Below are 26,276 nucleotides of genomic sequence, written 5' to 3'. Positions count from 1 at the left end.
ATTCGCTAAAGATTGCTACTAACAAAAGTTTCCAGTTCATTAGTGTTTTTAGATTCAGGCGCACTTATCAGTAGCTTTACAATTACCTCAGTTACTTTTGAAAATGAGAATTTGCTGGAGCCTGATTCTCCATGAGCACCAATATAAAACTCTAGATCACCGCTCGGAAACTGCGATGTTTCTTCAATAACATTTACTGCACTATTTAAAACAGCCTCAGCGTACTCAAGCGGTATTCCAACGAAAACATTATCTGATTTCATTGCAATATTATCATTTAATAATTCATCCTCATCCTCCCCAACATTAACAGTAATATTCACCCTATCATCATTACCAGGAATAAACTTAACACCTAAGAGGGCGTAGTTACTCATGTCCCGACGAGAAAGCAGCAATTCTAGGGCCAAACTAGTAGGCCTAGTATAATTTTTTGGTTTTACTTTAACTGATGACGTTAAATTATCCACTACTTTATATCTCATTTCAGGTAAATCGTTTATCCATATTCTCCCCCGACGAAACTGTCCTAAATTATCTAATATAATCATTCTTCTACCCCCCAAAACTTTCTCCAGTTTTTATTAAATATATCTGGCATTGATTTGATAACATCAGCATGATATACGCTAAATCGAGAAACATCATATTTTTGAAGCGCCATCTCATGAGCGGTGTCATAATCAATTCCTTTTTTCATCATCGTTGATTCCGAAACCTCGTGCATGTAAAAGCTTGCATCGGCACCAGATATTTTTTTATTATTAGCTAAAGCTTCTTCAAGCCTTTTAATCATAGCTAAATTCTCAGGGAAGTCTCCAAAATTTTGTGAAAGATGCTCTTTAACAATGTTTAAACCTTTCGGAGATACATTCAGTTCCTTTCCTTCTATTTTACCTAAACCTTGCCCAGTCTGCCCACTATATGAAGAATTATTAGCACCAGTTTTACGTGTACCTTCACCTGCCCCCTCAAAGCCATCCTTCCGCTTATTTACATCCAGATTACCTTGTTCCCTTACTTTTGGCACCGGCGTCTTTGCATTCACCTTCGGAAGAGTAGGCCCACTACCTTTTGGTGCAGCTCCTTTCGCCCCCAAAATTAAAGTGAATACGTCAAAGGAACCCATCCAATGCTCCTTAGATAATGGATCATCTGGATTAAATGCTTCTTTGAAGGAACCTGCAATACCCGACGACAACCAGTTCACATAGTCATATGGGGATTCATTGCGCATGTCGGCCCTTGTCTTGTATCCTTCAATTCTACTACTCACTTCGTCAAATGCCCCTACCGTTAACCAGTTGCCAAAGTCGTATGGAGAATCTAACGATTTGTTTGCACGTACTTCTAACCCATTCCAAAAATCAATTCCTATTTCTGCAAAGCTATTTCCCGTTTTTTTAACTCCAGACCAAATTTCTTCTCCGGTCTGCGCGCCCACATCTGCAATTTTCTTTCCCATCGCGAGTTGAGCTTCCGCTTGCTGGATCTGGGCTTCGCCTAGCATAGCCAGCCATGACCGGGATTCTTCTTGCTTCGGTTTCGGCTGCTCTGCCATGTTACGATCGTAGTTCGCCTTCCAGCGTTGTCTCACTTCAGGTGGAATCTGCTTATACGCTTGAGCCATCGCATTTGACTCTATTGCTATGTTTTGAACCAGCTCTAGTAGACCGCCAGAACTTGCTATATGACGCGCACTTGTGAACACCTTGCCCAGCAGCCACTTACTATAATAGGCATCTTTGGCTTTCTCGTGCTCGTATTGACTGATGAGTCCTTGCATGAACAAACCGGCCAGATATTTCAGTGGATGCAATCCACCTTTTGCGCCTCCACCTCCAGCATGACTCGTCCCTGTACTTCGAACAGGAACAGCAGCGCTTGCTAGTAGACTCGTACTCACAGCCGCTCCGACAAATCCGCCTAATGCTGCTCCCATTGCTACTCCCACTACTGCTCCAGCTACTGCTCCTATTATCGGAATAGCGCCTAGCAGTTTGGACTCCGTACCCAGCAATCCATCAGCTTGTTTTTGATCCGCCGGGTTCGTGATCTTCGCGGTCGGGGTATTTGTGTTATTAGATGAACCCTTCTTGGCTGCGGCTTGTGCTGCTTCATAGTCTTTGATGTTCATTAGTGGCGGCTCCGGCACGGGAGGAAGATCCATGACGAACACTGGAGCCTTCACCGTTCCCTCTTGATCCACCACCGGGGCCTTGATATCCGTTTCACCATCTAGTACCATGCTGCTGGCTCCGCCTGTGAGGTACAATGCACTTCCTGCTGTAAGCGACAGCTCCTGACCTGCATCCAGCTTCACGTGACCGCCTTGAATCCGCACATCTCCCGGGCTGCTGACGGTAATGCCGTTCCCTTCATGGAGTGTAATTGAAAATCCTCCCGAGGTAGACAGCGTCAGCTCTTGTTCAGACATGTCCACGCCGCTTCCTTGCGCATGTCTCCATACTTTAACGTCTGGCTCCCCTTGTCCCTGGCGATGCTGTCGCGAATCCATGACATAGGCTTCATGTTCCCGGCTCGTCGGCAAATAAAGCTCCACACGCGCCCCAACCTCCGGCATATCGTACCAGCCACTATGGTCTTCTGCTGCATAGCGAGTGGCCACCGGGAACCAACATGCTTTAGCAGGGTCTTGCTTAGGGTCGATCTCCAGTTGGAGCTGTACCAAATCTTGCTGTACCTGCAACACGCTGCCCGTCAGCGCAATCCCCGTAGCTTGATCGTTCTCATAGCGGGCATAGCGAATATCCTGTTCAGCCTGGAGATCGTAACGGGTAAGCAGCAGTCCATCCTTCATCCGTGTTACTGCCCGAACAACAACGAGCTCTTTCCCAGATCCAATCGGTAACGCGATGCTATCACCCAACGCATAGTATTGCAGGCTTTCGAACACATAGGTCACATACGAGCCCGCTCGTCTCCCCGGCTTCCCCGTCTCCAGTTCATGGAACGTCCTACAAACCTGGTAACTTACATCCCGTTCCAGCTTGTACAGTTTGCCTACCGGCATTCCGAAGAAGACCTTAGGCGACGCTGCAGTTACCTCCGGCACCAGCACTGACCCAAAGCGAGCGGCCAGACGCTTTAAAAATGCCCAATCCGTCTCCTCATATTGTAAAACAAAAGTTCCCAGTTTGGTATTGTTGGTTACGGTATCGATGGCGTCTCCAAACTTGTATTTACGAATCATCGTTGTGACCAGATCATCGTAGGTACGATGAATATCCTGATAGGATCGCTTCTTTATCTGGATATCCATCTGATAGGAATGCGAAGCGGCTTCCAGCTCAAAGGTATACACGCCCCGAAAGCAATGCACGGATAGGCGCGTTACAATCCCATGAAACAGTCGTCTTACCGATTGTCCTCGCTCATCCAACTGGCGGATAACGATCGGTTCCTCTTCCATGTTCTGTCCAATGCATGCAGCTCCCTGCTCTTCTGACAGCATGCCGCTTACCGTTACATATGCGTGATCGTTGATGGTTCTTGTAATTTGAAGCTTCTCTATATGTTGAGGCTGAAAGGGACCGTAGAAACGCAGACTTTCATATCCGATTTCGTTATGTAATGCACTCAAATGAGCTCATCTCTCCTTTCGGGCGGCATAAAGCCGCGGTCACTTCCGAAACCTGACGTCTTTGAGAGCCGAACCTTAATCCAACTCCTGCCCGTCATTTTCGATTTGGATATGACCACAATATAGACACTGAAGGGTACAGTTCTGCATCAAGGCAGGCTGACCCTCGATCTTCACATCACTTTTCCCGTTCAGCCACGGCATGGTCAGCATCGGAACACATGGAGCCTTCTTCACGCCATAGATGTCTACCATTTCACTGGCCTGCACGGCTGGATTTAGCGGGCTGGAGCAGTTCCCAAAAGACTCGATGTTCACCCCGGGCACGTAATCTCCAATATTCATTTGTGCTTTGTTTTTAATGTAGACGCCATGGCTAAAAGGCCTTTTCAGACGGGTAGGCTGCGTACCATAACTACAGCTTAAGATCGCTCCTGCCACGACATAGCTTTTTTTCGCAGCACTTCCCGGCTTCACCTGAGTTTCTTCCATCTTGCTTTCTCCCCCTTCATGCCTCCATCTCAACTCTTTGCAATCGAATGCCTGTAAAGAATCGTCGTAACAGGCTTTCCGCCACAGCCAAATGGATATAAATATGAGGTTCGATGGAGCCCTTAATCCGAAAAACAGGCGATTCCAACTCCCCCTGTCTCAGTATCAAACGCTTCAATGTCTGATTGGGGTACCATTCCGTTTGTGCGGACAAACAATCTTCCATCGGCGGACGAAGCAACCAATATACGTCCTGTTTGGCCTGCTTGAAATCGGTAAGAATGACCGCTCTCCATTCCAGTCCGGGCATATATTTCTCCAATAATGATTTCATCCGATCCGACACCAGCGGCAGAGGAAATTCCAAAAAATCCGGGTACACCGTTTGTTGACTGGTATGCACAGCTAGAAAAAGAGGGTCCTCCTGCTGGTTCTGTCCCTGTGGATCTGCCAGGATATCTCTTACTTGCAAAGGAGACATCGCAGCAGGCTCCACTCTGTTCTTTACCCGCTCGTCTACCATCAGTCGAAAATATCTCAATGCAGCCACTCCCTTTTACTAACGGTGTCCCTCGACTGTGCAGGCGCAGATGGATCACTATATAGATGGGATTTCTCAAAGGTTCCCGAATCCAATCCAATGGCTTCTCTACGCTGTACATCTGTAAAAATGACTCCTTGTACATTAGCTCCCGTAAAATCAGCCCCGATCAAACAAGCGCCGGCAAAAGATGCGCCTGATAGATCTGTCCCAGCAAAGCAGGCATCCGTTAGATCCGCTCCGGTAAAAATCGCTCTTTGAAGTAACGCATTTTGAAATACGGCTCCACGCAACTGCGCACCTTGAAAGCTGGTCTTATGCAAGCTTGCCCCTGTGAAATCTACACCGGCAAAACCCAATGGCTCCCAATCCAAAGAAACATCTGATCCATATCCGGCGCTGCCCATAACGGCATCCAATATCGCCCCTTTCATCGAGCATCCGCTGAAATCGGCTCCATGAAGCAAGCTGTATGTCAAGTCGCTACCATTCAACTGACTCTCCTGCCACACCGTTCCTACTAAAACACAGCCATATAGACGGCTATGCTCCATCTCAATCTGGCGAAAAGCTGTATAGCGAAAATCCAGCAAACTATAATCTCCATCCGACAGTTGGACTTGGGTCAAAGCCTGATAACCATATGCATGCTCTTCTTTTTCCTCTAGCCATAACCGAATCTCATCTGCCTCCATGGCTCTGCGATCTTCTCGATACACCGATACACTGTGGTCCATGTATTCGCCCACACGAATCTCGAACGTCTCTTCCCGCTCCAACTCTTGAAATTCCGGCAAGCACACGGCCTGCTTCATCGCGAGACGAATCATATTTACAAGGAGTGCATGAATATGTGCTGCCGCCTCCAGCATGGCATGCTCCCATTCAAGCTCCGATAGCGAAACATACTGCTTCTCTACTTCCCCTTGTAATTGCTGCCGTAAATCGGACCAATAGGAATATGACCAGCTCGCATCCCATTCAAATCGGATCGGCTGGGGATCAAGCATCCATAAGGCATCTGAAGCTTCTACAAGATAAGCAGGCCGCTCCTCCAGCCATGTGGTACGAAGCGCGGAGTACGTAATATAGCCGATTTTCCCCTTTCTCCCTTGAATCTGCGCTTGTCGAATATCCCGGCAATACCTACGAAATTCCTCGATACAGGCTTTCATCCGCTGTTCTTGCACCGCCTTGAACTTCAGTGCCCAGTGTCTGCGGATCAGGTACCACGCCAGATTCGAGGCGGCTTGCTGCGGGTGTAGCTCTTCTTTAGGCTTCTCCATTTACATTCCCCCACGATCTGAAGCTCTTCATAGGTCATATCATCAAACTGCCTTCATTCGTTCGCGAACTATAGCCTAATTCGACTTCACTTCGCTGCCCTTCATATCCGCTGATCCGCTCAATTGAATATGACTGCCCTTGCAGTCCAGACGCAGCTCGCTGCCTGCGGACAAGCTCATCTTCTTCCCTGCAGACAAGCTCAAATTGCCACCCGCCGAGATACTTACCTGCTTGCTGCTCACAATATGAATACCTTCCTTGTCGTCCAGCTTGATAAAAATAGAGCCATCTTTCCCCGTCACGACCAGTTCATCCGGTCCCAGACGGATTTCCTTCCCGTGGGGCGTTCGCCAGATCTTTATCTGCGGATTGGAGAACTTGTTGTGTCCGCTTCCTCTACCCGCACGTCGAACCGCACTTCCCGCAACGCCATCTTCTTCACGACTTCCCGGGAAATATAAAGACACCGGATCCCCTTTCTCCGGCATTACATACCAGCCTGTATGTCCTCCGCCGCTATACACCGCCGAATAGGTGAACCAATGCGCCTGCTCGATCGTCTGCTTCTCATCGCAGTCCAGATGGATACGTACCTGATCCTGACGCACGTCCACGACCACCCCGCCTAACGAAGCACCAGCCAGTTTGTCCTGATAATAACGTTTCTGTCGCAATCCTTGGTACGAAGTAAGCACATATTGATGACGCAGTAAGCCCTGCCTCATCTCCGTATAGGCCTCAATGACAAACAAACTATGTCCCTTAAAAGCTAACCGAGCCCCCAAGTCCAGCACCTCGTCCGTCTCTACCTCATAAACAATAAAATCATTCTCGCCCACCTTTGCCTGTTCATTCTCCTGAAAATAGCGAAAAGGCAGCATTTGCTTGCGCACGGTATAACGGGTATGATCCAGCACCACTTGTGCAGGGCTATCCTCGATGCCGAAATAAAATTTAGGACTGTCAAAACGGGCCACAGGCATTAGACTCGTATGATAGTGGGAAGCCATGCGTCTTAAAAAAGCCCAGTCCGTCTCCTGATACTGGATGGCAATTCGGCTGATGGGCTCTCCGCCTGTCGCCCCATCAATCACATCCAGCCCTTCATAATCCTTGCCGACGATCTCCAGCATCTGAGGAATCGTCATCTTCGTATATTGAAAAGAGCGGGTACGCTGTTGGATATCCATCCGGTAGGTATGAGAAATGGCCTCAACCATGAGATAGTAAACGTCCCTTTCAACCCTTACTTCGACCGTTAGTGCGATCCCGCTGAATAACGGCTTACTTTCGCCCGATTCGTCTCGCTGACTCACCTGAATGACCGTGTTCTTCTCTGTCTTTTCCACATAGCTGTCCCGTAGCTCCTCGGGGATGATCCCGGTAAAATAGAGACGGGTATGCTCGTTTATTTTCTTCGTGAGGGTAAGCTGCTCCAGTTTGACCAGCTCGTAAGGATGGATTTGGATATTTTCGTAGCCTATGCTCATAGCGAATACGCTCCTTTCTCAAACGTAGGAGGCAAGGGCACTGACACCGTTTGGAGCGACTGTACCGTATGTTCCGCAACAGGCAGCCATACCTCCATGTCCGATTCCACACAGTTAAACGTCCCCATCATCACCTGTCCTGCATGGATGAACAACAGGATCTCGTTGTACAAATTCGTATCCACACCTGCAGCTATAAAACGGATTTGCCCGATGGATAGACCGGAACGATTCACAATCACTTGAGTACCCATCCAGTTACGGATCGGTTGTACAGACCGCAGAACGTCTGCCATCTGCTCGACAAAATCAGGTAGCTCCTCGACCGCCAAAGGGGTTTCGGTTCGATTAAAAGTGATATTCACCGTTCCATCCTCCGAAGTATAAATGAGCTCCGGACGATGCTCCGAAGGATATTTAAACTTGGCTTGCGCAAGCGGCATTAGCTTAAAGAATTTCGGGACGCTAACCGCCATTTGTCCGTCCAAAATCGCTCTCATTTCCATGGTAATGAGCTTATCGCCCAGCCATAACGTTGAATTTTTCTCAGTTATGTTTTTATCTTGATTATTTATAGTCATTTGAGATAGGATCGTATTTTCATTTTTAAATGCAGCATTCTGATTAAGCTTGTTTTTGATGCTAAGGATTTGCTCGTCCATATAGTTCATAAGGGTAGTCCCTTCTTAAAAAAATATGACTTTTTGGAAAATGCAATCGGAATTGAAGCGCTGTCGTTCGAATAAATAACATCCGGTCTGTGAGCCGATGAATATTCGCCGCTGCTGCTTCAGGTGGTAACTCCTGCTTTTTAGAACCCCTGACTCAATCCACAATCATCCGCTGCCGGCCGCCGTGCCGTACATCAGGAGACAGCGCTCTGCCTCCTCCCGCTTCACTCAAGATTCTCCGCAGGCCTGCGAAGATGCGCTCATTGCTCAGCTCGCGGTATCCCATTCCGAGACGCTGACCGAGATAATGCTGAATGACGTTCCGTTCCACGGCGCCGCCGTTCAGACAGAGCATGGCAAAGCTCGCATCATAGGGGTGATCCGTGCCGCTCTTCAGCAGTTCATTGGCGAAATACTGCAAAATGAATGGAGACAGCGTGCTGCTTCCGATGCCGGCATACGGCACATGGATGACGTTGAACGTGTTATACTCGGTCTCCAAGTCGGCAAAACCCTGATAATCCGCACGCAGCCGGGCACCCTCCTTCAGCTTGAACCGACCGAGTTCCAGCTCGTCCGTCTGCACCTGCATGTCGTTCTCATCAAGCACGATCTCGCCCGGAAGCGTCGTGAAGTCGCTCGCTGCCTGTTCCGTGAGAAAGCGAATTTTGAGCACTGTCTCCTTGCCGTTCGAGGAATACGGGAGCTCGAAATCCTCTTCCATGGTATATAAGCGGCCGTCATGCTTGACGATGCCCTTGGTAATCATCAAGCTTTCCGCATTGACCTGAACCTCTCCACCCACGATGATACCGTCGGAATAGTGCTGGTAGATGATGTCGGCGAACTGGCGTGGATAATCGCGCAGGCTCTCCAGCATGGCGGTTTTCAGAATCCGGCCTTTATGGAAATGCGGCATTTGGTGCGTAAACAAGGCGTTCCCTCCTTTCTCCTTAGACTTTGTTTAAAAAATTCGTGATTCCTTATTTCAACCCGTCGAAGAAATCCAGCTCTGACAAATCATTTTCGAATGCACAGAACTGCTTCTTCCCGATATGGAGCTGCTCATTCACCCGCGCAACCGGCACTGCGTTGAAGCCCCAGCTGCCATCGCCCGCAAAAACGAACCATTTCGCCTCGCCGTTGGCAATCGAATCCGTATCGTCCTGTGGAATGCTGGCGCCGTACTGGGCGGCGATCTCCTCGTATAGAGCAGGGCTGTAATCGGCAAAATCATTCCGATATGTCACTGTGTGTCTCAATTGCCCGTCGCCTCCACGAATATGGAACTCGATCTCATGCGCGCTAAGCGGCCGCGAAATCGAGCCCTGCGCCTGATCCAGCCGCTCGTAGCCGGAGATGAGCATCTTCTCCCGCCCGGTATGTGTCCAGGCACTGACCGAATACGGAACGACCGGCGCATGATTCGTCAGCTGCGCTTCGATAAGTCCCGACTTCCGGGCGCTCAAGTAGCGCAGGGCACCGCGCAAGCAGGCCAGCTTCAGCTCCGGAACCTTCCCCGAATCTTCCGCCTTCTGCCGGAATTCGATTGCTCTTCCCGGTACGAATTCCTTCAGCGCTTCCCGAAACACGTCGATGCGGCAGGATTGGCCTGTCAGCTTAATGATGGAGTAGTCCTGCAGCCTACCGTCGCGGTAGAACTCGTCCAGAAACTTGCGTACGATGGCGTAAATATCTCCACGAATCAACTGGTTCATTTCTTGAATGTTGAACACGATGTCCGGCGGCTCGTATACGTCCCGGAACTGCCCGTTCTCGCGCAGTGACAGGCACCATCGATCCACGGCCGTAAGATTCAAGTCGCTTTCTGTCCTGCTTCCCGGCCCTGAGTGGAATCGATTGCGAAGGATGCCCGTTTTGCGGAAAAATTCCTTCTTCATGCCGTCCGCCAGCTCCCACAGCACATAAAAATTGTTCCGCACGCGCTGATATTCATCGCGCGCATGGTTCTCATATTCCTTGAACCGAGTCGGAAGAAAGTGCTCCGTCTCCTTATAACGGGCGTCGAAGTTTGAATAGACGGCATCTGCGCCGAATTCGTCGACATGCCGATAAATGTCCGTCGCCGGAATGTCAATCAAGCTGTCGATGTCTGGCAGACTCGCCTTCCTGTAGAAGTCGGCAAATGCGATCTTCATGTACTGCATGATGCGGTATGTAAGATTGTTGCCGCCGAAGTTCGTATCTCCGTTCTCATAGGATGTATGGATATCGAGCTTATAAGCGATATGCCCATCCTCGATGCGGAACCGGCATGACGACAGATCGGTCGTTCCTCCGCCGCAGTCGATCACGAGCGCTTGATATTCTTCGCCGTCCAGAAACCGCTGCTTCTCCATCTGATCAGCGATCGTGTTGTACAATACGGCCAAGCCTTCATCCAGCGCATCCCTGGTCTCAATGCGGTACTCCGGCAACATATCCGCGAACATATCGATGAATTGTGTCTTCATCTTGACCGGGCCCGATAGATGGAGATGCTTGAAGCGGCATTTGAATTGATGCTCTGCCGTTCGGATTACATGCAGCATATAGGCGCGCAGCAAATCGCTTCTGCTTACCGTTGCCGCATTCCCATGGCCGTCCGTCACTTCCTCCAGCCGCTTGTAATTGTTCACCCAGCGCTTCATTCCATGGAACACGGAGGCGCTGGAGCTGTACCCACTCTTCCTCTTATCCTGCAGCGCATCGCTGCCGAAGCTGAACCGGATTCGCTCCGGATCCGAGCAATCTGCGATTCCGATTACAGTAGGCAGCGACTCGATCCACTCCCCTTCCTTGGATGTTCCGTCAGGGAAGCACACATAGTTGATACGATCAAGCCGGATTCGCCCGTTCAGTAGATCCGTTGCATTTGGTGAAGCCACGTACCCACCGTGCAAATACGCCCCTGCCGTTGTATTCGTCGTCCCGAAGTCAATCGCCAACACCGCGTCCGTCTCTTCCAGCTCACGGATATCCAAATCCGCCACAGGAATCTTGTAATAGTACAGATTGGCCGGCGGCTGCGGGGTGCTGCGATAATACGTGCGATACACATATTCCGATACTTGCTTCGGGAAAAAAAGCAGACTGTATTGGCGATTCGCCGTCTTCCTCACTTCCGCTCCCTCGCCCATCGCAAGCCAATAGCTGCCCGGACGCAGACTATCCTTCACCAGATTGAGGATCGCGCACAGCTCCATATGCTCATTGACAAGCAGCACGTTCGATTCGGCAATTTCCGTTCCCGCTTCCACCCTGTATCCATCATGTCGATCGAGCTTCAAGCCGTCGTATAGCGTAATCTTGGCCGGAACCCGAATACCTCCGTCATTCGGCAGCGGCATGCGGAGATAAGTTCGTACCATCTTCTCGACCCGTTCAAACCCGACCGGGCTAGCCGTTTGAATGAGCTGGCTTTCCTCCGCCCCCCGGTATTTCATGACGGTTGCAATTAATCCGTCGCGATCAAGCGTATGGATCATTCCTTCAATGAGCTTCTCCTGATGGCAAATGTTCCGGAGCTGAAATGTCGTCATCTCCGATAGTTCCTCCCGGGTATATTCCACATGCTTCCGCCCCGCATCCCGCTTGGCCGGCTGCTTATAAAGCCTATATGTATACTCGCTCATCTTTGCCCCCTCCCGGCCGCCTCGCGTCCAGCCTTGCTTCTTATCTTTATAAGTTAATACAGCGACACATTTCCAATCCGCATCGTATCCTCCATGCCAATAATGCCGAAATGATCCTGCCAATACACTTCCGTATGGAATCTTGCCGGCAGGAACAGCTCCTGAATCAATTCGAGCTTCATTCGCGCCGGTTCACTTTCCTCCTGTCCGACATAGAAGAGAAGCTCGTCCCGATCCTCGCAATTCGCATAGATCGTCGAGCTGCGGAAGATGCCACGCATCGTATCCTTGAGCAGGTATATCGCCTCACCCGTCTCATATAGCCGCAGCACATTCCCCGCGATCATCTCGCGCTGCTCTTGATTGAACAGGCCGATCCCCTTGCTGACGCGCAAACCGAACTTCCCCTCTTCCATGTCGCGCAGCACGAACTTTATGTAATACTCGCGCCGGTTCATCCCCTGATAACGATCAATTTCCGTCAAAAAGTGAAGCACGATATCGAACAGCGTTTGGCGCAGCTCCACATCCTCTTCATTGTTAATGTCGAACATGTCCTTGAACAGATCGTAGAACCGATAATACGGATTCACCTCGATTGTGTCCGGCACCGCATTCGCCCAAACGTTGAGCTCCTCCAAGCTCAGCTCCATATAGGGCGAATACACCTTGGCGGGGACAAAGCAAAAATCCGACGCGCTCAGGCCGGATTGCTCTGCCTTAATGACCAAATCCCATATGTAATTCACGCCAATACCCCTTCGCACTTATACTCGGGAAAATGCATCTGCACCTCGGAAACGAGAAAGCTCATCAGATCATGCAGAATGAACTGCTCTCCTTCCGACACTTCGTCCTCGACTGCGCGGAAGCTAAGCCGCATAATTTTCTTATCCAGTACCGTCCGCACATTGTCGCTAATGAACGAGTTCATCTCATAGGATTGTTCTCCGCCGTTATTCGCTTCCAGGATATCCACATGCTCCAGTTGAAGCATCTGCGCTGCCTCAAAAGCATTCACGAGCCGCACAATCTCGCCCTTGGATCGCACGATTTGGGCTTGCTTCCGCGCATATTTGCCGATAAAGCCATCTGCTCTGCGATTGGATACCAGCTTGTATTCCAAGCTTCCAAGCCGGGATTCCGAAGGCTGCGCAATCTTCACGACCGTCCACATGCCGGATTTCTCATGCGGCGACACAATCGTCAAATCGTCTCTCGTTCGCTTGATATAACGAATGTGCTCCTCATTTCCTTCCACCAGATAGCCATGTTCGCTGCCCAGCTTGTGAATCGCCAGAACATGTTCGTAATTAATTCGATCGGCTGCAGGCTCGGGAAAGCCGTCGTTCTGAATGGCAAGCCGCTCGATATTCCAGAGCGGTACGAGATCCACGTGCTTATGAGGCTCGAACTCCTCTAGATTAACGGTAATCTCGTTGATCTCGTCCTCTTCCCGCAAAGCACTGTCGCAGTCCGTGAGCCATACGTCAAAAAATTTATAAGCGTATGGATGATTCAATGTCTTCCACGGAACGCTGTTCTGTTGAAAGACACGGTATAGCTTCTCGATTTCGTTGATGTACAGTCGGCTTTGCGACAAGCGCACCGTAATCGCATAATTGCCCCCTGATGTCTTCATCTCTCCACGGAATGTTCTTTTCCCTGACATCAGGTTATGCAGCCTTGCAAAATCACACTGCAAAAACAGAGTTAGCAGCAGCGCTTTCCCCTGCTGCATCATCTGCTCGACAAGACTTCCCATTTCTATCGTTTTGTGTGCCGTGTCCTCCGGCAGCATCGGGCGGAGGAAATCATGAATCGGGTCGACATCGTCGCGGCGGCACATCGATACGAAAATATCGTGCTTTTCCTCGCCATCCTCAATTTCGTCGAATACCTTGCGCTCTATTTTCCGATTCATGTCTTCCTGATATTCCACCAGGTTCAGGAACAATCCAGTCATTACATTTTTCAATAACTTGCGCTGCTCCAGATCCTCCATCCTGCTTAATCGATCATGTATCAGTTCCTTCATGGCGCCTGATGGACTCCTTCCTTGTTCCCTTGTTCTCCCTGCTAGGGGATGGAGCTTCATTCCCTTTGCCGGAAGTTGAAGCATTCCCCGTTGGCATCCCTTATCCGCTGCTCGCAGCTGCTCCGCTTTCGGCGTTGCTCGGCACGGCTCCACCAGCGGCATTGCCCGCTGCACTTCCGCCCCCGGCGTTGCTCGGCGCAGATCCGCCTGCCGTATTGCCCGCTGCGCCTCCGCCCCCGGCATTGCCTCCTGCGTCCCCGCTTCCATTCGCGGCGGCAGGCGGCTGTGCAGCGGGCGGCGCCGGATTCAGCTTGCCCAGCGCCTTATCGATCTTGCGCTCCATGCCCAGCACACGTTCCAACATGTCGATTTCCTGATAGATTTGCTGCGCGGCGGAATAAGCATCGATAGCTCCCAGATAATCTTGCCCGGCAAACTGCTGGTCGCCCTTCTTCTCATACTTCTCGCCCTCCAGCAGCCGCTTCTCCTTCCGCAAACCAGTAAGCTTCTCCTCCGCTGAATCGAGCTTGGCTCGGATATCCTTCTCACCGTCGGTGTACCCTTCCTCAAGCGCGGATTTCCGTGCCTTCTGGTAAGAGCTGCGCGCCCCAACATAATCCTGTGCCTCGAACTTCTTGTCCCCTTCCTGCACCCAGCTCATAATCTGCATGTACGTGCGGGAACGGTCTATTTTCTCCTCCAGCTGCTTATGATTGAACTCTTTGTATGGCTTTGCTTCCTCCTGCGCCTTCCCGTATTTGTCCAGCGCCTTCGCGAAGTCCTGTCCCTTGAAGGCTTCGTCTCCGTCCACCATAAGCTGCATCACGCGCTGCTTCTTCGCGAAAAAATCCCGGTGGAACTTGTCCTTCAACCGAATCGCCATATTGCGCGCCTCACTGTAATCCTTAATGGCCTTCGGATAATCGCTATCCTTCATATACATGTCTGCACTTTTCTGATATTCGAGCATGTTCTCCAAATTCTCCGCTTGGATCGCCGCCTGCTTTATGAAGTAGAAGGCCGCGCCTCCACCAACCAGCAGCAGCACGATCAGGGCCAATAGCCACTTCTTCAGCAAACGCCATTTACGCTTCGGATCCTCCTTGAACACCTTGTTCGCATACACAGCAACAGCCGTGTAATTGCTCACCGTTTGCCGCTGCTTGCTGAGCAGCACGTCCTCAAGCGTATCCGTGAAATCCTCTGGCTCCTTCGCATCCGCTAATGCGTCGACCATTTCCGTTGCGTTGACATCCTCCCACAAGCCTGGGGTGCACAGCAGCAGAACATCTCCTTCAGACAAAGGAACCTTTTTCGACACGTACGGCTCCAGGCGCTCCGGCTGCCCCATATATTGAAGAAGATTGTGGCGTTCTTCATGAACCTCCATCGCTTCTTCCGAGATTTCTCCGGCATCCTTCATGGACTGTGCCAAGCTCTGATCCCTGCTGCGACCGAATAAGCGTCCGCCGCGAAAATGATACAGGCGGGCATTGCCCGCTGCCACCCAGCGAATCTTCGCATAATCTGTCACGACCAGAATCAGGCTTGCCTTAAGGCGCACGCGCTTGCTCTCCGCTCGCAGCCATTCATGCGCTTCCTGCATGTAATGCTTCAACCGCAGCGAAGACATCGTCGGCTTCTCCGTAAATCGGCCAAGAATGCTCTTGACGACCATCTCGGCACTGTCGACTTCCATGTCCGAATCCAAGCCGTCCGCGATGACCCAGCAGGCCATATCATCCAGCTCCACATAGGCGAAATAGTCTTTATTATGTAGAAAAGAACCGGCCTCCGTCACGAAGCTGGTCTTAAAGTCGCTGTTCTCCTTTCTCATCCTTACCCCCGCTTCTCCTGTCCCATGATTCGCATACCTATCACGGAGCTCGTGTTCAAAAAGGAAATTCTCGCCTTCACGCAATCAAAAGCGAGTAAAGTGGTCGATTCGATCTGTCTCTCCCAGAAATCTACCGAAGCCAGGAACAGCAGGCTTCATGCGTTATCCACAATGACAATGGTCGCATTGTCTTGATTGATCAATCTCTTCTGTTCGATCGCTTCGATGATCTCCTCGGCTGCATCGTGAGGCGAAATCGGCTTGGACAGAATCTGCTCCAATTCCACTTCCGTCATCGTGTTGTACACCCCATCGCTGCAGAGAAGGATCCGGTCTCCCGGTTGCAGTCTGAACGGCTCGCTGCCAATCTCAATGCTCTTGAAATTCTCATACCCCAAGTAATTGATGAGCCGCCTCTTCATCGGGTGCTCCATTGCTTCTTCCCTTGTGATCTGCCCCGTTAAGCAGCGTTCCTGCAGCACCGACTCCAAGATATGACGTTCATTCATGCGGATGAAATTGTCTTCCCGGAACACCATGATCATACTGTCGCCCACGGCTCCCCAGTACAGAAGATCATCCGCAATGACGGCAGCTACCAGCGTCGTTCCTCCAGGAGCGCCCTTCAAATTCCGCAAAATTTCCGTATTGCTTATCTTGGCCGCCTTCGCGAAAAAGCTCTGGACTTCCCGAATATGCTCTAGCTTGAGGAACTCTCGAATAAATACGGTCACCGCGAGCGTACTCGCCATTCTGCCGTGCGCCAGGCCGCTTATGCCGTCCGCAAGTACGGCGGCCGTACCGTGTGCGGTCGTGACGCTAGCAAAATAATCATCCTGCTCCTCACGGGCGCCAATCGTCTGCCCATTGCCGATCGGCATGCCGGACGCAGGTGGATCAAGGCTCACTGTATCCAGCAGCAGCCGGCGCCGCACACCCAGCAGAAGCAGAATTGCGGCAGTACAAGTCAACACGATCAGATACGGTACCCAATTCTGTACATCCATTGTGGTCATCATCCCTAACCCATATTGTGATTCCACTCGAAATGTATGCCGCAGAGCGGAATGAAGATAAATTTGCTGCGACCGAGCTGAATGACGTCATACGCTGCCAGCTCCACCGGCGAATAAACGGCTTCTTCGTTGTGATAAGCAAGTCCTGAGGCATCTCCTGGCAACAGGTAGAAATTGCGCTTCTTCGGATCGTATACAATTACCGCATGATTCCTGCGCGAGATGGCATTGTCGCCCAAGATGCGAATATGCATCTCCTCTGCGCGGCCGATAAAATTCTTCTCCGCCATAATTCGATAGTCCTGACCGAGCTGAGGGCCTTCGATGCATACGAGCCAGCCAGTAACTGGCTCAATGCCAGTCGTTTCCCCCAAGTACGGCATCGTCTTCTCATTGTCCTCCACGTGCGGCGGCCTCTTCGCGTCCGCACTCTGCGGCTGTTCCACCGATATGCTGCAATAAGGGCATATGCTGCCATGCTTCCTCGTACTGAACATGTGTCCGTTAGCGCATCTTGTCAGACTCATCTTTCTTCATTCCCCCGTCAATTTGAATAGTTCTCCTATGATCATGAAGTCAATGTATCGTTCGTTATTTCGCCAGTAACCGCGTGTTGGCAATGCTGATGACATCGCCGGAATGAATCCGGCATGGCTCCTCCGGCTCCAACTGATTCACCCTTTTTCCCCCGGCTCTTCGAATGCCCACCCCGCTGCGGGAATCAAGATCCTCGATGAACCAATGGCCCGAGGCATAATTGAGCACCGCATGATGTTTGCTAATAAGCGACGCATATTCCGAATCCGACAGATCTATGTCAACCTCGCCTTCTGCACCGGTTTTGCCGATAAGCAAGGATGTTTCGCCGTGGATATACCATTCCTTTACGCTCTCTCCCTCTTCATTCAGGAGTACAAGCTTGGCAATGGTGTCGACTTCGTCCTGCCGGCCTGCTTCACGACTACCGGAACGCCGCGCCGCATACGCGATTATCGCGATCGCCAGAAGGACTCCGACCGCCGCCTTCAGGACGGGATCGATGTTCCATATGTACACATATAACAGAGCAGCAACCACAATAGCTGCAACCCCTATATCAATGAGCGCGATCCACCCGCTATTCCGATTGGCATGACGTTGAACTTGATCGCTGCTATTTTGCTTACTCACATCTCATTCCTCCGTTGCTCGCTCAACTCATGTGCATCCCTTTTATCAAAAAAAAGCACCGTACCTAAAGCAAAACGATGGCTTTGCTAGCTTGTTCGGAGCTGTTCTCACCTGTCACTCTGCCTTGTCATTCGTCCGAAAATACCATACCGCGTGCGTATAGTCGCCGAAGCCGTACCCGAATTGCATGGGCAATCGGCAGAGCCACTCTATTTTTTCTTGTTCATACCGAAAAAGCGTTGGAACATCTCGGACGTATCTATCGGATTCCCCGCGTCCTTGCCGCCGTTCTGCATTGGCTTCTTCGTTTTTGGATCAAAGCCGAAAAATCGCGCGAAATTGGCTTCCACGTTCTGTGGATCGAAGTTGGCTCTTCCTCTTGCCGCTTCTCCGGAAGCTGAATTGCGCCCTCTTGAATGAGCAGACTGATTATCATGATTTCGTTCGGAGCCGCGCTCCATGCCGTCCAGCTTATCATCATAAGCCTTCCGTGCAGCCTCATCCTGAAGCACCGCGTAGGCTTCATGAATCTGCTTGAACCGTTGTTCAGCCTCGCTGCTTCCCCCATTTACGTCGGGATGATACTGCTTGGCGAGCCGCCGATATGCCTTCTTCAATTCTTCAGGCGATGCATGCCGCTGTACGCCCAGAAGTTCATAATAGTTCGTCATTCGCCTCGCCCCTGCCTTTCTAACGGTTTTCAACAAAATATTGCAATGCTTCTCATGAATTTCCCAGTGTACCGGATAAAAATATTAAGAGGCTGTAAGCCTCTTAATATTTGTTGTCCGCACTGCCACCAGAACAGGCCGTACCTGCTTATACCGGGTAACCGCCGTCGATTGTAGCCAGTTCGGTTTTGTCTTTCTTTTGTTTGATGTACAGCGTGAATGTACCTACGCCTTCCGTGTCCCCGTAAGTTTCGGAGTAGTCAACCACGAATGCGTTCGGGAAATACACTTTGCGTACCACTTGATCCGCAGCTACAACCTCAAGCGTTACCTTGCGGTAGCAGTCCGCCTTCTCGGCAGGAACGAGCGACCACAATGCCAGCTTCTTCGTGTCGTCAGCGTTGTCACCGTCAGTCGCCGTGATGATTTTGCCGGAAATGCGCAGCGTCGCACCCACGTCCGTCGATCTTGCGTTGGAATCGTTCGGTGTGTCCGTGTCATACACAACTTTCTGAATGTTGTCCATGCCGAGCTCGATCGTTTCTGCGCCTTCTACTCTAAGTATGAATCCCATGAATTTTGCCTCCTTGAATGAAAATAATTTAGGTTCCGCAAGCATGGAATGCTTACGGGATTTATGTTGGAAGGCGCGCTTGAAGCACGCCTCTAACATACGCTTCCATATGCCAGCCAAGCTTCTAATCATTAGGCTTTAACAGGCGTAGTGCCCTTCGTGATCATGACTTCGAGATTCTTCACATTGCCGTTGAACACAAGATCGATATGGCATAGATTGCTCTTGTCGTCTATCACATAGGACATGTCATCCCCGTCTTGAATGATCGAGTTGACAAAGCCGCGCGTACCAAGCCACTTGCTCCTTTGGCTGCTCGGATTATTGCTGAAGAATTTCACGATGTTCTCATGCTTGAAGTCACCCGTCTGGAAGCGGAGAATCCGCTCGATATAGGTGCTGACAAGCGTTTTGTATATGGAATCGAAGCCATTCTCGGTCAATGCCATGCTTCTGGCCTTGTATACCGTGATTCGCTTGATGTCTTTATCCTGAAGCTGTGCATTCTCGGAAGAGAAGACGAAGCCAAAGTTTTTATAGTTGATCGCGTCTTTGATGTTGTTCGTAAATCCAGTAATCTCCTTCGCCATCGTCGTAACCGCGCGCAGCGCATGGTCGCTTGCTTCAATATCGAAGCGTACGCCCGGATAGTCACGGCTGACGTTCTTGAACGATTCGCGCAAATATTCCGGACACTGATAGGCAGCAACGACCCCTGCAGCAACATAAGCGGCGCCTACGTACACGCCCTCGATCCACAGCTTCAAGATGTCTTCCTTATCTTGGGACAGCTTGACTCCGTCCTCCGTGTGGAGCATGCGGCTATCGATGACAACGCCGGACTTATCCTTCGGAATAATGGTGAAGTTCGGGATGCATGGAATGGCGAACTCGCTGTATTCCTTGCGAACCATGCTGCTGCATTTGTCGATATACTTGTCGAGACCGGTGGTTGCCAGACTGTTGAAGGTCGTCTCTTCTCCAGATTCGAAGTTGAAGAATACCTGCACCTTATAGTCCTTCACGACTTGCAGGAGCATCGACAGCGATTCCATCGTGTTGCCCTCCTGCTTCACGGTCTTGCCGTTGCCGCGGAAGCGTTCGCGGGACACCTTCACCTTGCCGGCCGATTCCAACTCGACGGACGGCACAATCCCGAACCAGATCGTGTCGGAGAATTCATTCTTCGAGTTCACCGTGTTCAGATACGTCTCCAAGCGCGGAATATTGCTGCTCTTCACGGTCATATCCAGCTTCGCGTTCGTGATGAGCATGGACGGAAGCATTCCCTTGTTCTTGGTCGCATACTGATCGAAGAACATCCGTACGCCCAGTATCTTCTCCACGAGCGGCTTGACTGTTTTTACAAAGTCATCCTTCGCATTCTTGTAGAACTCCAAATACGTATTATAGTTTTGTACTTCCGTCTCCGTATCGACCTCGTTATGTACCGCTGGCAGCGGACAGAATGTACGCACTACCAAATCCTTCACGTATGAAGACGGCGTCTCTGTAATGGATTCATAATCTTCGCCGAACACGTTCGAAAGCTCGGTACCGCTGTTGTCATCCAAGAGCATCAGCTCGGTATTATCGCTCTTCGGCGCTTCAATGATCTTCAACTCGCCCGACTCGCCGATCGTCAGCATGCCGATTTGGATCGCCTCGGCTTGATTCTCCTCCCGCGAGCCGCCCAGCAAGAGCCGTGTCTTGATATCTTCAATCGCGAGCGGCAGCATTGCCATCACGTTGTTGTAATTTTTGCTGGCGTCCTCGAACATCCCGTTCAGCTTATCGCCCAAATCAAGCTTCTTCGGATCCCCTTCATCCAGCTTGTCATACTGGCCATACAAGTAATGGATTTCCTTGCGCACTTGGCGAATATCGTCCATCACCTTCTTCGGCGAAATCATGTCGAGCAGATTCTCGAACTTGAAATCGACGTTCGTAATTCCCTGACTGCGCTTCGTATCGATCAGGGTGAACAGCATTTTCAGAAAATCATTGTTCTGGTCGATCTTAATTTCTGAGATGCAATCCTCGGCGATTCCCTCCGGCTTCTTCAGCGTATACATCACTTTCTGATTGGCTGCATTGTAGAACGAATACACGCTCGGGGAGAACTTGTCGAGGAACTCATCAAAGCTCCGAACAAGCAGGTGCTCGTTCACTTCCTTGATCTTGTCGTCACTGAGGCTGTCAATTCCTTTGACATCGCCTACGATGGTCAGCAGATCCAGCATTTCCGGGTTAATCTCCTCGAAAAGCATGGCTCGGTTCGTTTGACTGATAATGTCCATAATGTCAGCACAAAAAACGGCAGCCAACTTGGCTTACGCTGGAACGCATAAGCTAGGACTGGCATGCACGACTTTATGCTTCCTCCTCTCTATTTCGTTGCTATAGTCTTCTCGCACTAGATATGCAAGAGAAGTCATTCCTTCGCAAATACAGTTTCTATAATTTGGGTGATTAGTTCTATTTAAATCTTAGAGAGAACATCCCAAATTTGTCAATATTATTTATTTGTCGCTCAAATTCGCTATAAATCCCCTTGATTTACCCAAATCAAGAAAAAAATTTGTCGTTAGCCCTTCACTTTTTGGTACTTATTTCCGATGATTTGAGATAGGATGACAGTACCAACTGCCCAGTATCCCAGACACCATTCCTCCTTTTCCCAAATATTTCGGTAGAATCTAACAAATACTTTATATCGAAACAAAAAATATTTATATTTTTTGTTAAAAGGTGGGTATATAGCTTTTATGTGTAGACGAAATATTTTCAAATCTATGATTTTCCTGCTTACGACCTGCTTGTTATTTCTAACGTCATCATCCCTAATACCTATTCGCACTTCCCTAGCTCAGGCCGATTCAGCACAAGGAATCGATGCCGTATTCGTCATGGACGTCAGTTATTCCATGAACGAGACCGACAAGGAAGGCATTGCGTCGGAAGTCGTCAATATGTTCATGGACATGAGCGATTCGGAACGCACGCGTATTGGGTTCGTTGCCTATAACGACAGAATCGTGGCCTCGGAGCCGCTAACTTCGCTCGCCGAGCCCAGGCAGAAGGAGAAGCTGAAGCGTCAGATCAGCAGCTTGCGCCGCTATGGGTACACGGATCTAGGCCTCGGCTTGAAGAAGGGAGCCGAGATCGCTGGGAAAGGAACTGGACAAGGCCATAAGCCATTCATTATTCTGCTGTCCGACGGAGGCACCGACTTCGGCAATGCTTACACGGGCAGAACGATCGCCGACTCGAACCAGGACGTAGAGCGCGTCATTCAGCAGGCGAAGAAGCAGGGATACCGTATTTACACCATCGGCCTGAATCAGGACGGCTCGGTGAATGAGAAGCAGCTGAAGACCATTGCCGCAAAGACCGGCGGCACTTCGTATGTCACGACAAGCACAGAGGAGCTGCCTGATATATTCAACCGCATTTTCGCCGATCAAATCCAATCGGTTCTCGTTCCGATCGCCGCGTTAACTGCGACTGGAGACTTGCAGGAAGTAAAGGTTCCACTTCCGAACTCCAGCATGTCAGAGGCGAATCTCATTCTGCTGTCTCAGAGCCCTTTGCTGGAGTCTCAGCTCTATAACAGCACCAAGAATGCGCGATTCTATAAATCCGGCAAATATACGTTGATGAAGATTCCCGAGCCGCGCAAAGGCGAGCTGCTATTGAAGTTCAGGGGAATGACAGGGGATGTTATAAAGGTGAACCTGCTTGGCAGCTATAACATGCGGGCAGGCGGAGAATTGACTTCCAAGGAAGCGACGAAAGGACTGCCGACAGCCTTCGCGGCTCGCTTGTATTCCCTGTCGAACAAGCAGCCATTGGAAGATCAGGATGTATACACGGACGTACAGGCAGAGCTTGTTATCACCAATCGTCAGACGAAGCAGAAAGAACGCGTGCAGATGACGAACAATGGGACAGGCTTCTCGGCGGAGCATCGTTTCCGCATATCAGGAAAATACGACTGGAAAATCATCATGAATGGGCCCCACTTCTTCAGAGAAACTGCTGGCAGTATGCTCGAAATCGTCAATAAAGCGCCCGTATTGTCCGGACAGAATCAAATTGGCATCGTGAAGGAAGATGGCGAGGCGAAGCTGAATTTCGGGGATTATTTCACCGATCCGAACGGAGATGAATTGACGTACAAGATTGTCTCCAGCGATCATAAAAATCGAATGGAGGCACGTGTCGACGGTGCGACGCTCTACCTGTCCCCGCTGCATTCCGGCTCATCGGAAATAACCGTAACGGCAACTGACCCTGAGGGGGGAACGGTTACTGGAAAGCTGAACGTGCAGATTTCTTCGGTGTGGGAACGTTATTGGATTATCGGAGGCTGTGCGTTGGCTGCATTGATTGCCTTATTCGCACTATACGTGCTGCTGCGTCCAAAGCCGACGTTCACTGGGAGACTGGAAGGGTACTTCTTAAATACGGCAAGCGGCAATGAGGTTCCCGTTAAATACTGGCCACTTACTTCCTTCGGCAAAACGCGGAAGGTGAGCCTGCAGCAGCTGTTTGCCCGCCTGGATGTGAATGAGCCATTGCCGGAAGCCGCCCATATCCTGTTCGAGGCTGGCAAGAACGGCACGCTCCGAATCAAGCACCGTACCAACTGTACGGTGGCCAAGGGACGTACGCCTATTAAGCCGAACGATACGGAAACGCTTGAATACAATGATAAGCTGTACATTACGTTCGAGGATGGGATAACGGAGATCGAGCTGCGCTTCAAAGCTGTTAAACAGGGCACTGTATCGTATGCGGATCCGTCTGCAATGTCACGCTAAATGAAATGGGCAACCGGTAGGACAATGGAAGTAAATACAAATCAGGGGCCGATTCAGTTCATTAGAACCTAGATTTCAATAAGTAAATAAAGAGGCTGTCCCACATTCGGACAGCCTCTCATTATTTATTAATAAGGCATCGTCATGCCATGTTGCGCTTTATGCAGCAAATCCTATAAATGCTACCTAACACACTATATTGTTGTAAATCGTACAACATATGGCCTGTTGCGAACGTAGTTGTATCCAACCTACCTCTAAGCCTGCTTGCGATCATCCTGCTGCCGCGCCTTGTGCTTGCCGAGCAAGCGCTCAACCATTGCCAGCAGAATTCGTTCCGCATGCAGCGCGGCCTTCATCTGCTTCATAGAAGCATGCCTCTTATCTGGGCGAACCGCTAGTCCCTTGCGAATAGTGCGCTCCATCAGCGGGCTGACGCTGCGGTTTAGGCTTCTGACCGATTCCAGATTATCCTGGAACAAGCGCCTAGTCACATCATTCGGCGTGCGGCCGCTTAGGCAAAAATACATCGTAGCTGCAAAGCTGTATACGTCGGACGTGATTCCCTGCTGCGATTTTTCGGAATAGAATTCAAGCGGTGAATATCCCGTGCTCGTAAAAATCCGATGACCCGTCTTCTCATAGTATATAGCAGAACCGAAATCGAGCAGCTTCGGCTGACCGTCCTCTCCAATGATAATGTTCGCTGGCTTGATATCGCGATGAATGATGCCTTGCGCATGGACATATTCAAGCGCAGATGCAAGCGGCAGTATCGTATCGCGCAGGAAATCGGCCACGGAAACAAGCCTGCCTTCTTCAACAAACCGCTCAAGCGAGATGCCCTTGCAATACTCCATTATCATATAATGCGTCCCGTTCTCCTCAAAATAATCCACAAGGCGAACGATGTTCGAGTGGCTCAATTGCTGCAGCATCTGCGTTTCCATCAGGAAGGCCTCCCGCAGCTCATCATACTGCCGTTGAACAGAGGGTACACGGCACAGCACGGTTCGCTTGTCCAGATCGCGAAGAGCTACCTGCCTCGGGTAGAACTCCTTCACGATGACCGCCGCTCCGTCCGCCAGCTTCCGTCCCGCATATACATTGGCCAGCTCGCTGCAAGCGATTACTTTCTTCACTTTATAGGAATGATGAAGCACAACATTTCGATTCAAACAAATGCCAGCATAATCCGGTTTCACGGTTTCCTCCAGAAGCTCTGGCCTGACTGGGACGTGGAAGTTGCATCGTCCGCCAGCAGACACGTAGTATCTATTATTGTAACACGATACCCAATATTTGCTATATAAGATTTATATGGTTTATTGAATTCTATGAGATAACGATCAAGAGAGATAATGCTTTGACCTTCAATCTTTTCCCATGATATAATTCGGTCATTCTTTCCAATGAGGTGAAATGGATGTCATTCCGCAACGTTCGAGGTATGTAGGTTCCGGGCTGGGTCAAAACGCGTACCAGCTATCAAGGGGATAGTCTGCCCTTTTGAGCCTAACGGAACCAGAGAGCCGCGCAACGAAATGGAATCCATTCAGAAGGATATGCAGTTGTACAGTTCCTGCCGTTCTGACAACTCGTATGCCCCATTAATTTCACATACTATTGGAAGGCGGAATCAATATGAACTCTTTCGATTACAAACAATTTTATAATCAAGTAGGCAAGCTGAACGGTTGGGATTTCAGTCAAGTGAAATCAACTACAGAGGGGACGAATTGGGAGCTATTCCATGAGGCTGGCAAGCTGTGCGCCAAGTCGGACATCCTGCTCGACATCGGTACAGGTGGCGGTGAATCTGTGCTGCCGATCGCAGGTCAAGTGCTTCTGCTCGTTGGAATCGATGCTTCTGCAAGCATGGTCTGTATGGCACAAGCGAATCTGGCAGCAGCGCAGAAGTCCAATGTTCGCTTTATGCAGATGAATGCAGAGCAGCTTATGTTCCCAGATCGACACTTCAACATCATCACATGTCGACATTCCGAATTCAATTCCACAGAAGTTGCTAGGGTATTGACGGACGATGGCGTGTTCCTAACCCAACAAATCAGTGAAGGCAACAAGCTCAACCTGAAGCAGGCATTCGGCAGAGGACAAAGCAACGGCGTTGAATCCGGCACCCTGCTGCGTCGATATCAGAAAGAGCTTGGCGAAGCAGGATTCATGAATATCCAATCCTATGAAATCAATCTGACACAGTATTATCAGACCGAAGAAGATCTGATGTTCATTCTTACACATACGCCAACGATACCGAACTTCGGGCAATTCGAGGATGATATGCGCATCTTCAAGCAATTCGTTGCCGACAATAGGACGGACAAAGGCATTCGTACAAATGAACAACGGTTCGCCATCGTTGCAAGAAAGCGCTAATCCATCATCCGAATTGAGCGATGAATC

At 50.2% G+C, this 26,276-nt stretch carries 21 protein-coding genes; 2 read left to right on the top strand and 19 right to left on the bottom strand.

Going from position 1 to position 26,276, the window contains the following annotated elements; genetic code table 11:
- Positions 1-5 precede the first annotated feature (5 nt).
- From PBN151_RS17670 to PBN151_RS17585, 18 genes are all read right to left on the bottom strand, one after another.
- Positions 6-551: a hypothetical protein gene (locus PBN151_RS17670; protein ID WP_072730067.1), complete on the bottom strand. Its 546-nt coding sequence runs from the start codon at positions 549-551 to the stop codon at positions 6-8.
- A complete protein-coding gene (locus PBN151_RS17665) occupies positions 548-3,604 on the bottom strand; it encodes a contractile injection system protein, VgrG/Pvc8 family (protein ID WP_083545198.1) in 3,057 nt (1,018 codons plus the stop codon). The genes PBN151_RS17670 and PBN151_RS17665 overlap by 4 nt, the downstream gene beginning before the upstream one ends.
- 75 nt (positions 3,605-3,679) lie before the next feature.
- Positions 3,680-4,096 carry a DUF4280 domain-containing protein gene (locus tag PBN151_RS17660; protein WP_021261075.1) on the bottom strand — a complete coding sequence of 139 codons (417 nt, stop codon included), beginning with the start codon at positions 4,094-4,096 and terminating at the stop codon, positions 3,680-3,682.
- A 16-nt stretch (positions 4,097-4,112) separates the two neighbouring features.
- Complete coding sequence (locus PBN151_RS17655) at positions 4,113-4,619, bottom strand: hypothetical protein (RefSeq protein ID WP_072730185.1); 507 nt, start codon at positions 4,617-4,619, stop codon at positions 4,113-4,115.
- A gap of 14 nt (positions 4,620-4,633) precedes the next feature.
- Positions 4,634-5,923, bottom strand: a complete 1,290-nt coding sequence (locus tag PBN151_RS17650; protein WP_072730066.1) for a pentapeptide repeat-containing protein — start codon at positions 5,921-5,923, stop codon at positions 4,634-4,636.
- Between the two features lie 75 nt (positions 5,924-5,998).
- The gene (locus PBN151_RS17645; protein ID WP_072730065.1) at positions 5,999-7,414 is read right to left on the bottom strand and encodes a phage baseplate assembly protein V; all 1,416 of its coding nucleotides are present in this window, start codon (positions 7,412-7,414) and stop codon (positions 5,999-6,001) included.
- Entirely contained in the window at positions 7,411-8,085 is a 675-nt protein-coding gene (locus PBN151_RS17640; protein WP_072730064.1) for a hypothetical protein, read from the bottom strand. The genes PBN151_RS17645 and PBN151_RS17640 overlap by 4 nt, the downstream gene beginning before the upstream one ends.
- A 154-nt stretch (positions 8,086-8,239) precedes the next feature.
- A complete protein-coding gene (locus PBN151_RS17635; protein WP_072730063.1) occupies positions 8,240-9,019 on the bottom strand; it encodes a DNA and RNA helicase in 780 nt (259 codons plus the stop codon).
- 49 nt (positions 9,020-9,068) lie between these two features.
- Complete coding sequence (locus PBN151_RS17630; RefSeq protein WP_072730062.1) at positions 9,069-11,720, bottom strand: Hsp70 family protein; 2,652 nt, start codon at positions 11,718-11,720, stop codon at positions 9,069-9,071.
- 53 nt (positions 11,721-11,773) lie between these two features.
- Positions 11,774-12,475, bottom strand: a complete 702-nt coding sequence (locus PBN151_RS17625; protein WP_072730184.1) for an iron-dependent peroxidase — start codon at positions 12,473-12,475, stop codon at positions 11,774-11,776.
- Positions 12,466-13,758, bottom strand: a complete 1,293-nt coding sequence (locus tag PBN151_RS17620; protein WP_072730061.1) for a normocyte-binding protein — start codon at positions 13,756-13,758, stop codon at positions 12,466-12,468. The genes PBN151_RS17625 and PBN151_RS17620 overlap by 10 nt, the downstream gene beginning before the upstream one ends.
- A 100-nt stretch (positions 13,759-13,858) precedes the next feature.
- Positions 13,859-15,595, bottom strand: coding sequence for a PP2C family protein-serine/threonine phosphatase (locus PBN151_RS17615; RefSeq protein WP_072730060.1), 1,737 nt, complete (start codon positions 15,593-15,595; stop codon positions 13,859-13,861).
- Between the two features lie 155 nt (positions 15,596-15,750).
- A complete protein-coding gene (locus PBN151_RS17610) occupies positions 15,751-16,602 on the bottom strand; it encodes a PP2C family protein-serine/threonine phosphatase (protein WP_175560742.1) in 852 nt (283 codons plus the stop codon).
- 14 nt (positions 16,603-16,616) lie between these two features.
- Positions 16,617-17,138 (bottom strand): FHA domain-containing protein, encoded by a 522-nt coding sequence (locus PBN151_RS17605; protein ID WP_072730058.1) that lies wholly within the window; start codon positions 17,136-17,138, stop codon positions 16,617-16,619.
- 64 nt (positions 17,139-17,202) lie between these two features.
- A complete protein-coding gene (locus PBN151_RS17600; RefSeq protein ID WP_072730057.1) occupies positions 17,203-17,781 on the bottom strand; it encodes an FHA domain-containing protein in 579 nt (192 codons plus the stop codon).
- Positions 17,782-17,990: 209 nt separating this feature from the next.
- Complete coding sequence (locus tag PBN151_RS17595; RefSeq protein WP_072730056.1) at positions 17,991-18,452, bottom strand: J domain-containing protein; 462 nt, start codon at positions 18,450-18,452, stop codon at positions 17,991-17,993.
- Positions 18,453-18,600: 148 nt separating this feature from the next.
- On the bottom strand, positions 18,601-19,026 hold the full coding sequence (locus PBN151_RS17590; protein WP_021255435.1) for a hypothetical protein: 426 nt from the start codon (positions 19,024-19,026) through the stop codon (positions 18,601-18,603).
- Between the two features lie 131 nt (positions 19,027-19,157).
- Positions 19,158-21,326 carry a hypothetical protein gene (locus PBN151_RS17585; protein WP_028531936.1) on the bottom strand — a complete coding sequence of 723 codons (2,169 nt, stop codon included), beginning with the start codon at positions 21,324-21,326 and terminating at the stop codon, positions 19,158-19,160.
- A gap of 468 nt (positions 21,327-21,794) precedes the next feature.
- Here PBN151_RS17585 and PBN151_RS17575 point away from each other — a divergent pair, with 468 nt between their 5' ends.
- Complete coding sequence (locus tag PBN151_RS17575) at positions 21,795-23,852, top strand: VWA domain-containing protein (protein WP_072730054.1); 2,058 nt, start codon at positions 21,795-21,797, stop codon at positions 23,850-23,852.
- Positions 23,853-24,109: 257 nt separating this feature from the next.
- On the opposite strand, the gene PBN151_RS17570 is transcribed toward PBN151_RS17575, so the two are convergent.
- Positions 24,110-25,057, bottom strand: a complete 948-nt coding sequence (locus tag PBN151_RS17570) for a serine/threonine protein kinase (RefSeq protein WP_072730053.1) — start codon at positions 25,055-25,057, stop codon at positions 24,110-24,112.
- 439 nt (positions 25,058-25,496) lie between these two features.
- Between PBN151_RS17570 and PBN151_RS17565 the strand changes: the two genes are divergently transcribed.
- Positions 25,497-26,249, top strand: a complete 753-nt coding sequence (locus tag PBN151_RS17565; RefSeq protein WP_072730052.1) for a class I SAM-dependent methyltransferase — start codon at positions 25,497-25,499, stop codon at positions 26,247-26,249.
- Positions 26,250-26,276: the final 27 nt, after the last annotated feature.

The sequence above is a fragment of the Paenibacillus sp. NAIST15-1 genome (assembly GCF_001894745.1).
Lineage (GTDB): Bacteria > Bacillota > Bacilli > Paenibacillales > Paenibacillaceae > Paenibacillus_B > Paenibacillus_B suaedae.
Note: the sequence above shows the minus strand (reverse complement) of the source record. Positions and strands in the feature narration are given on the sequence as shown.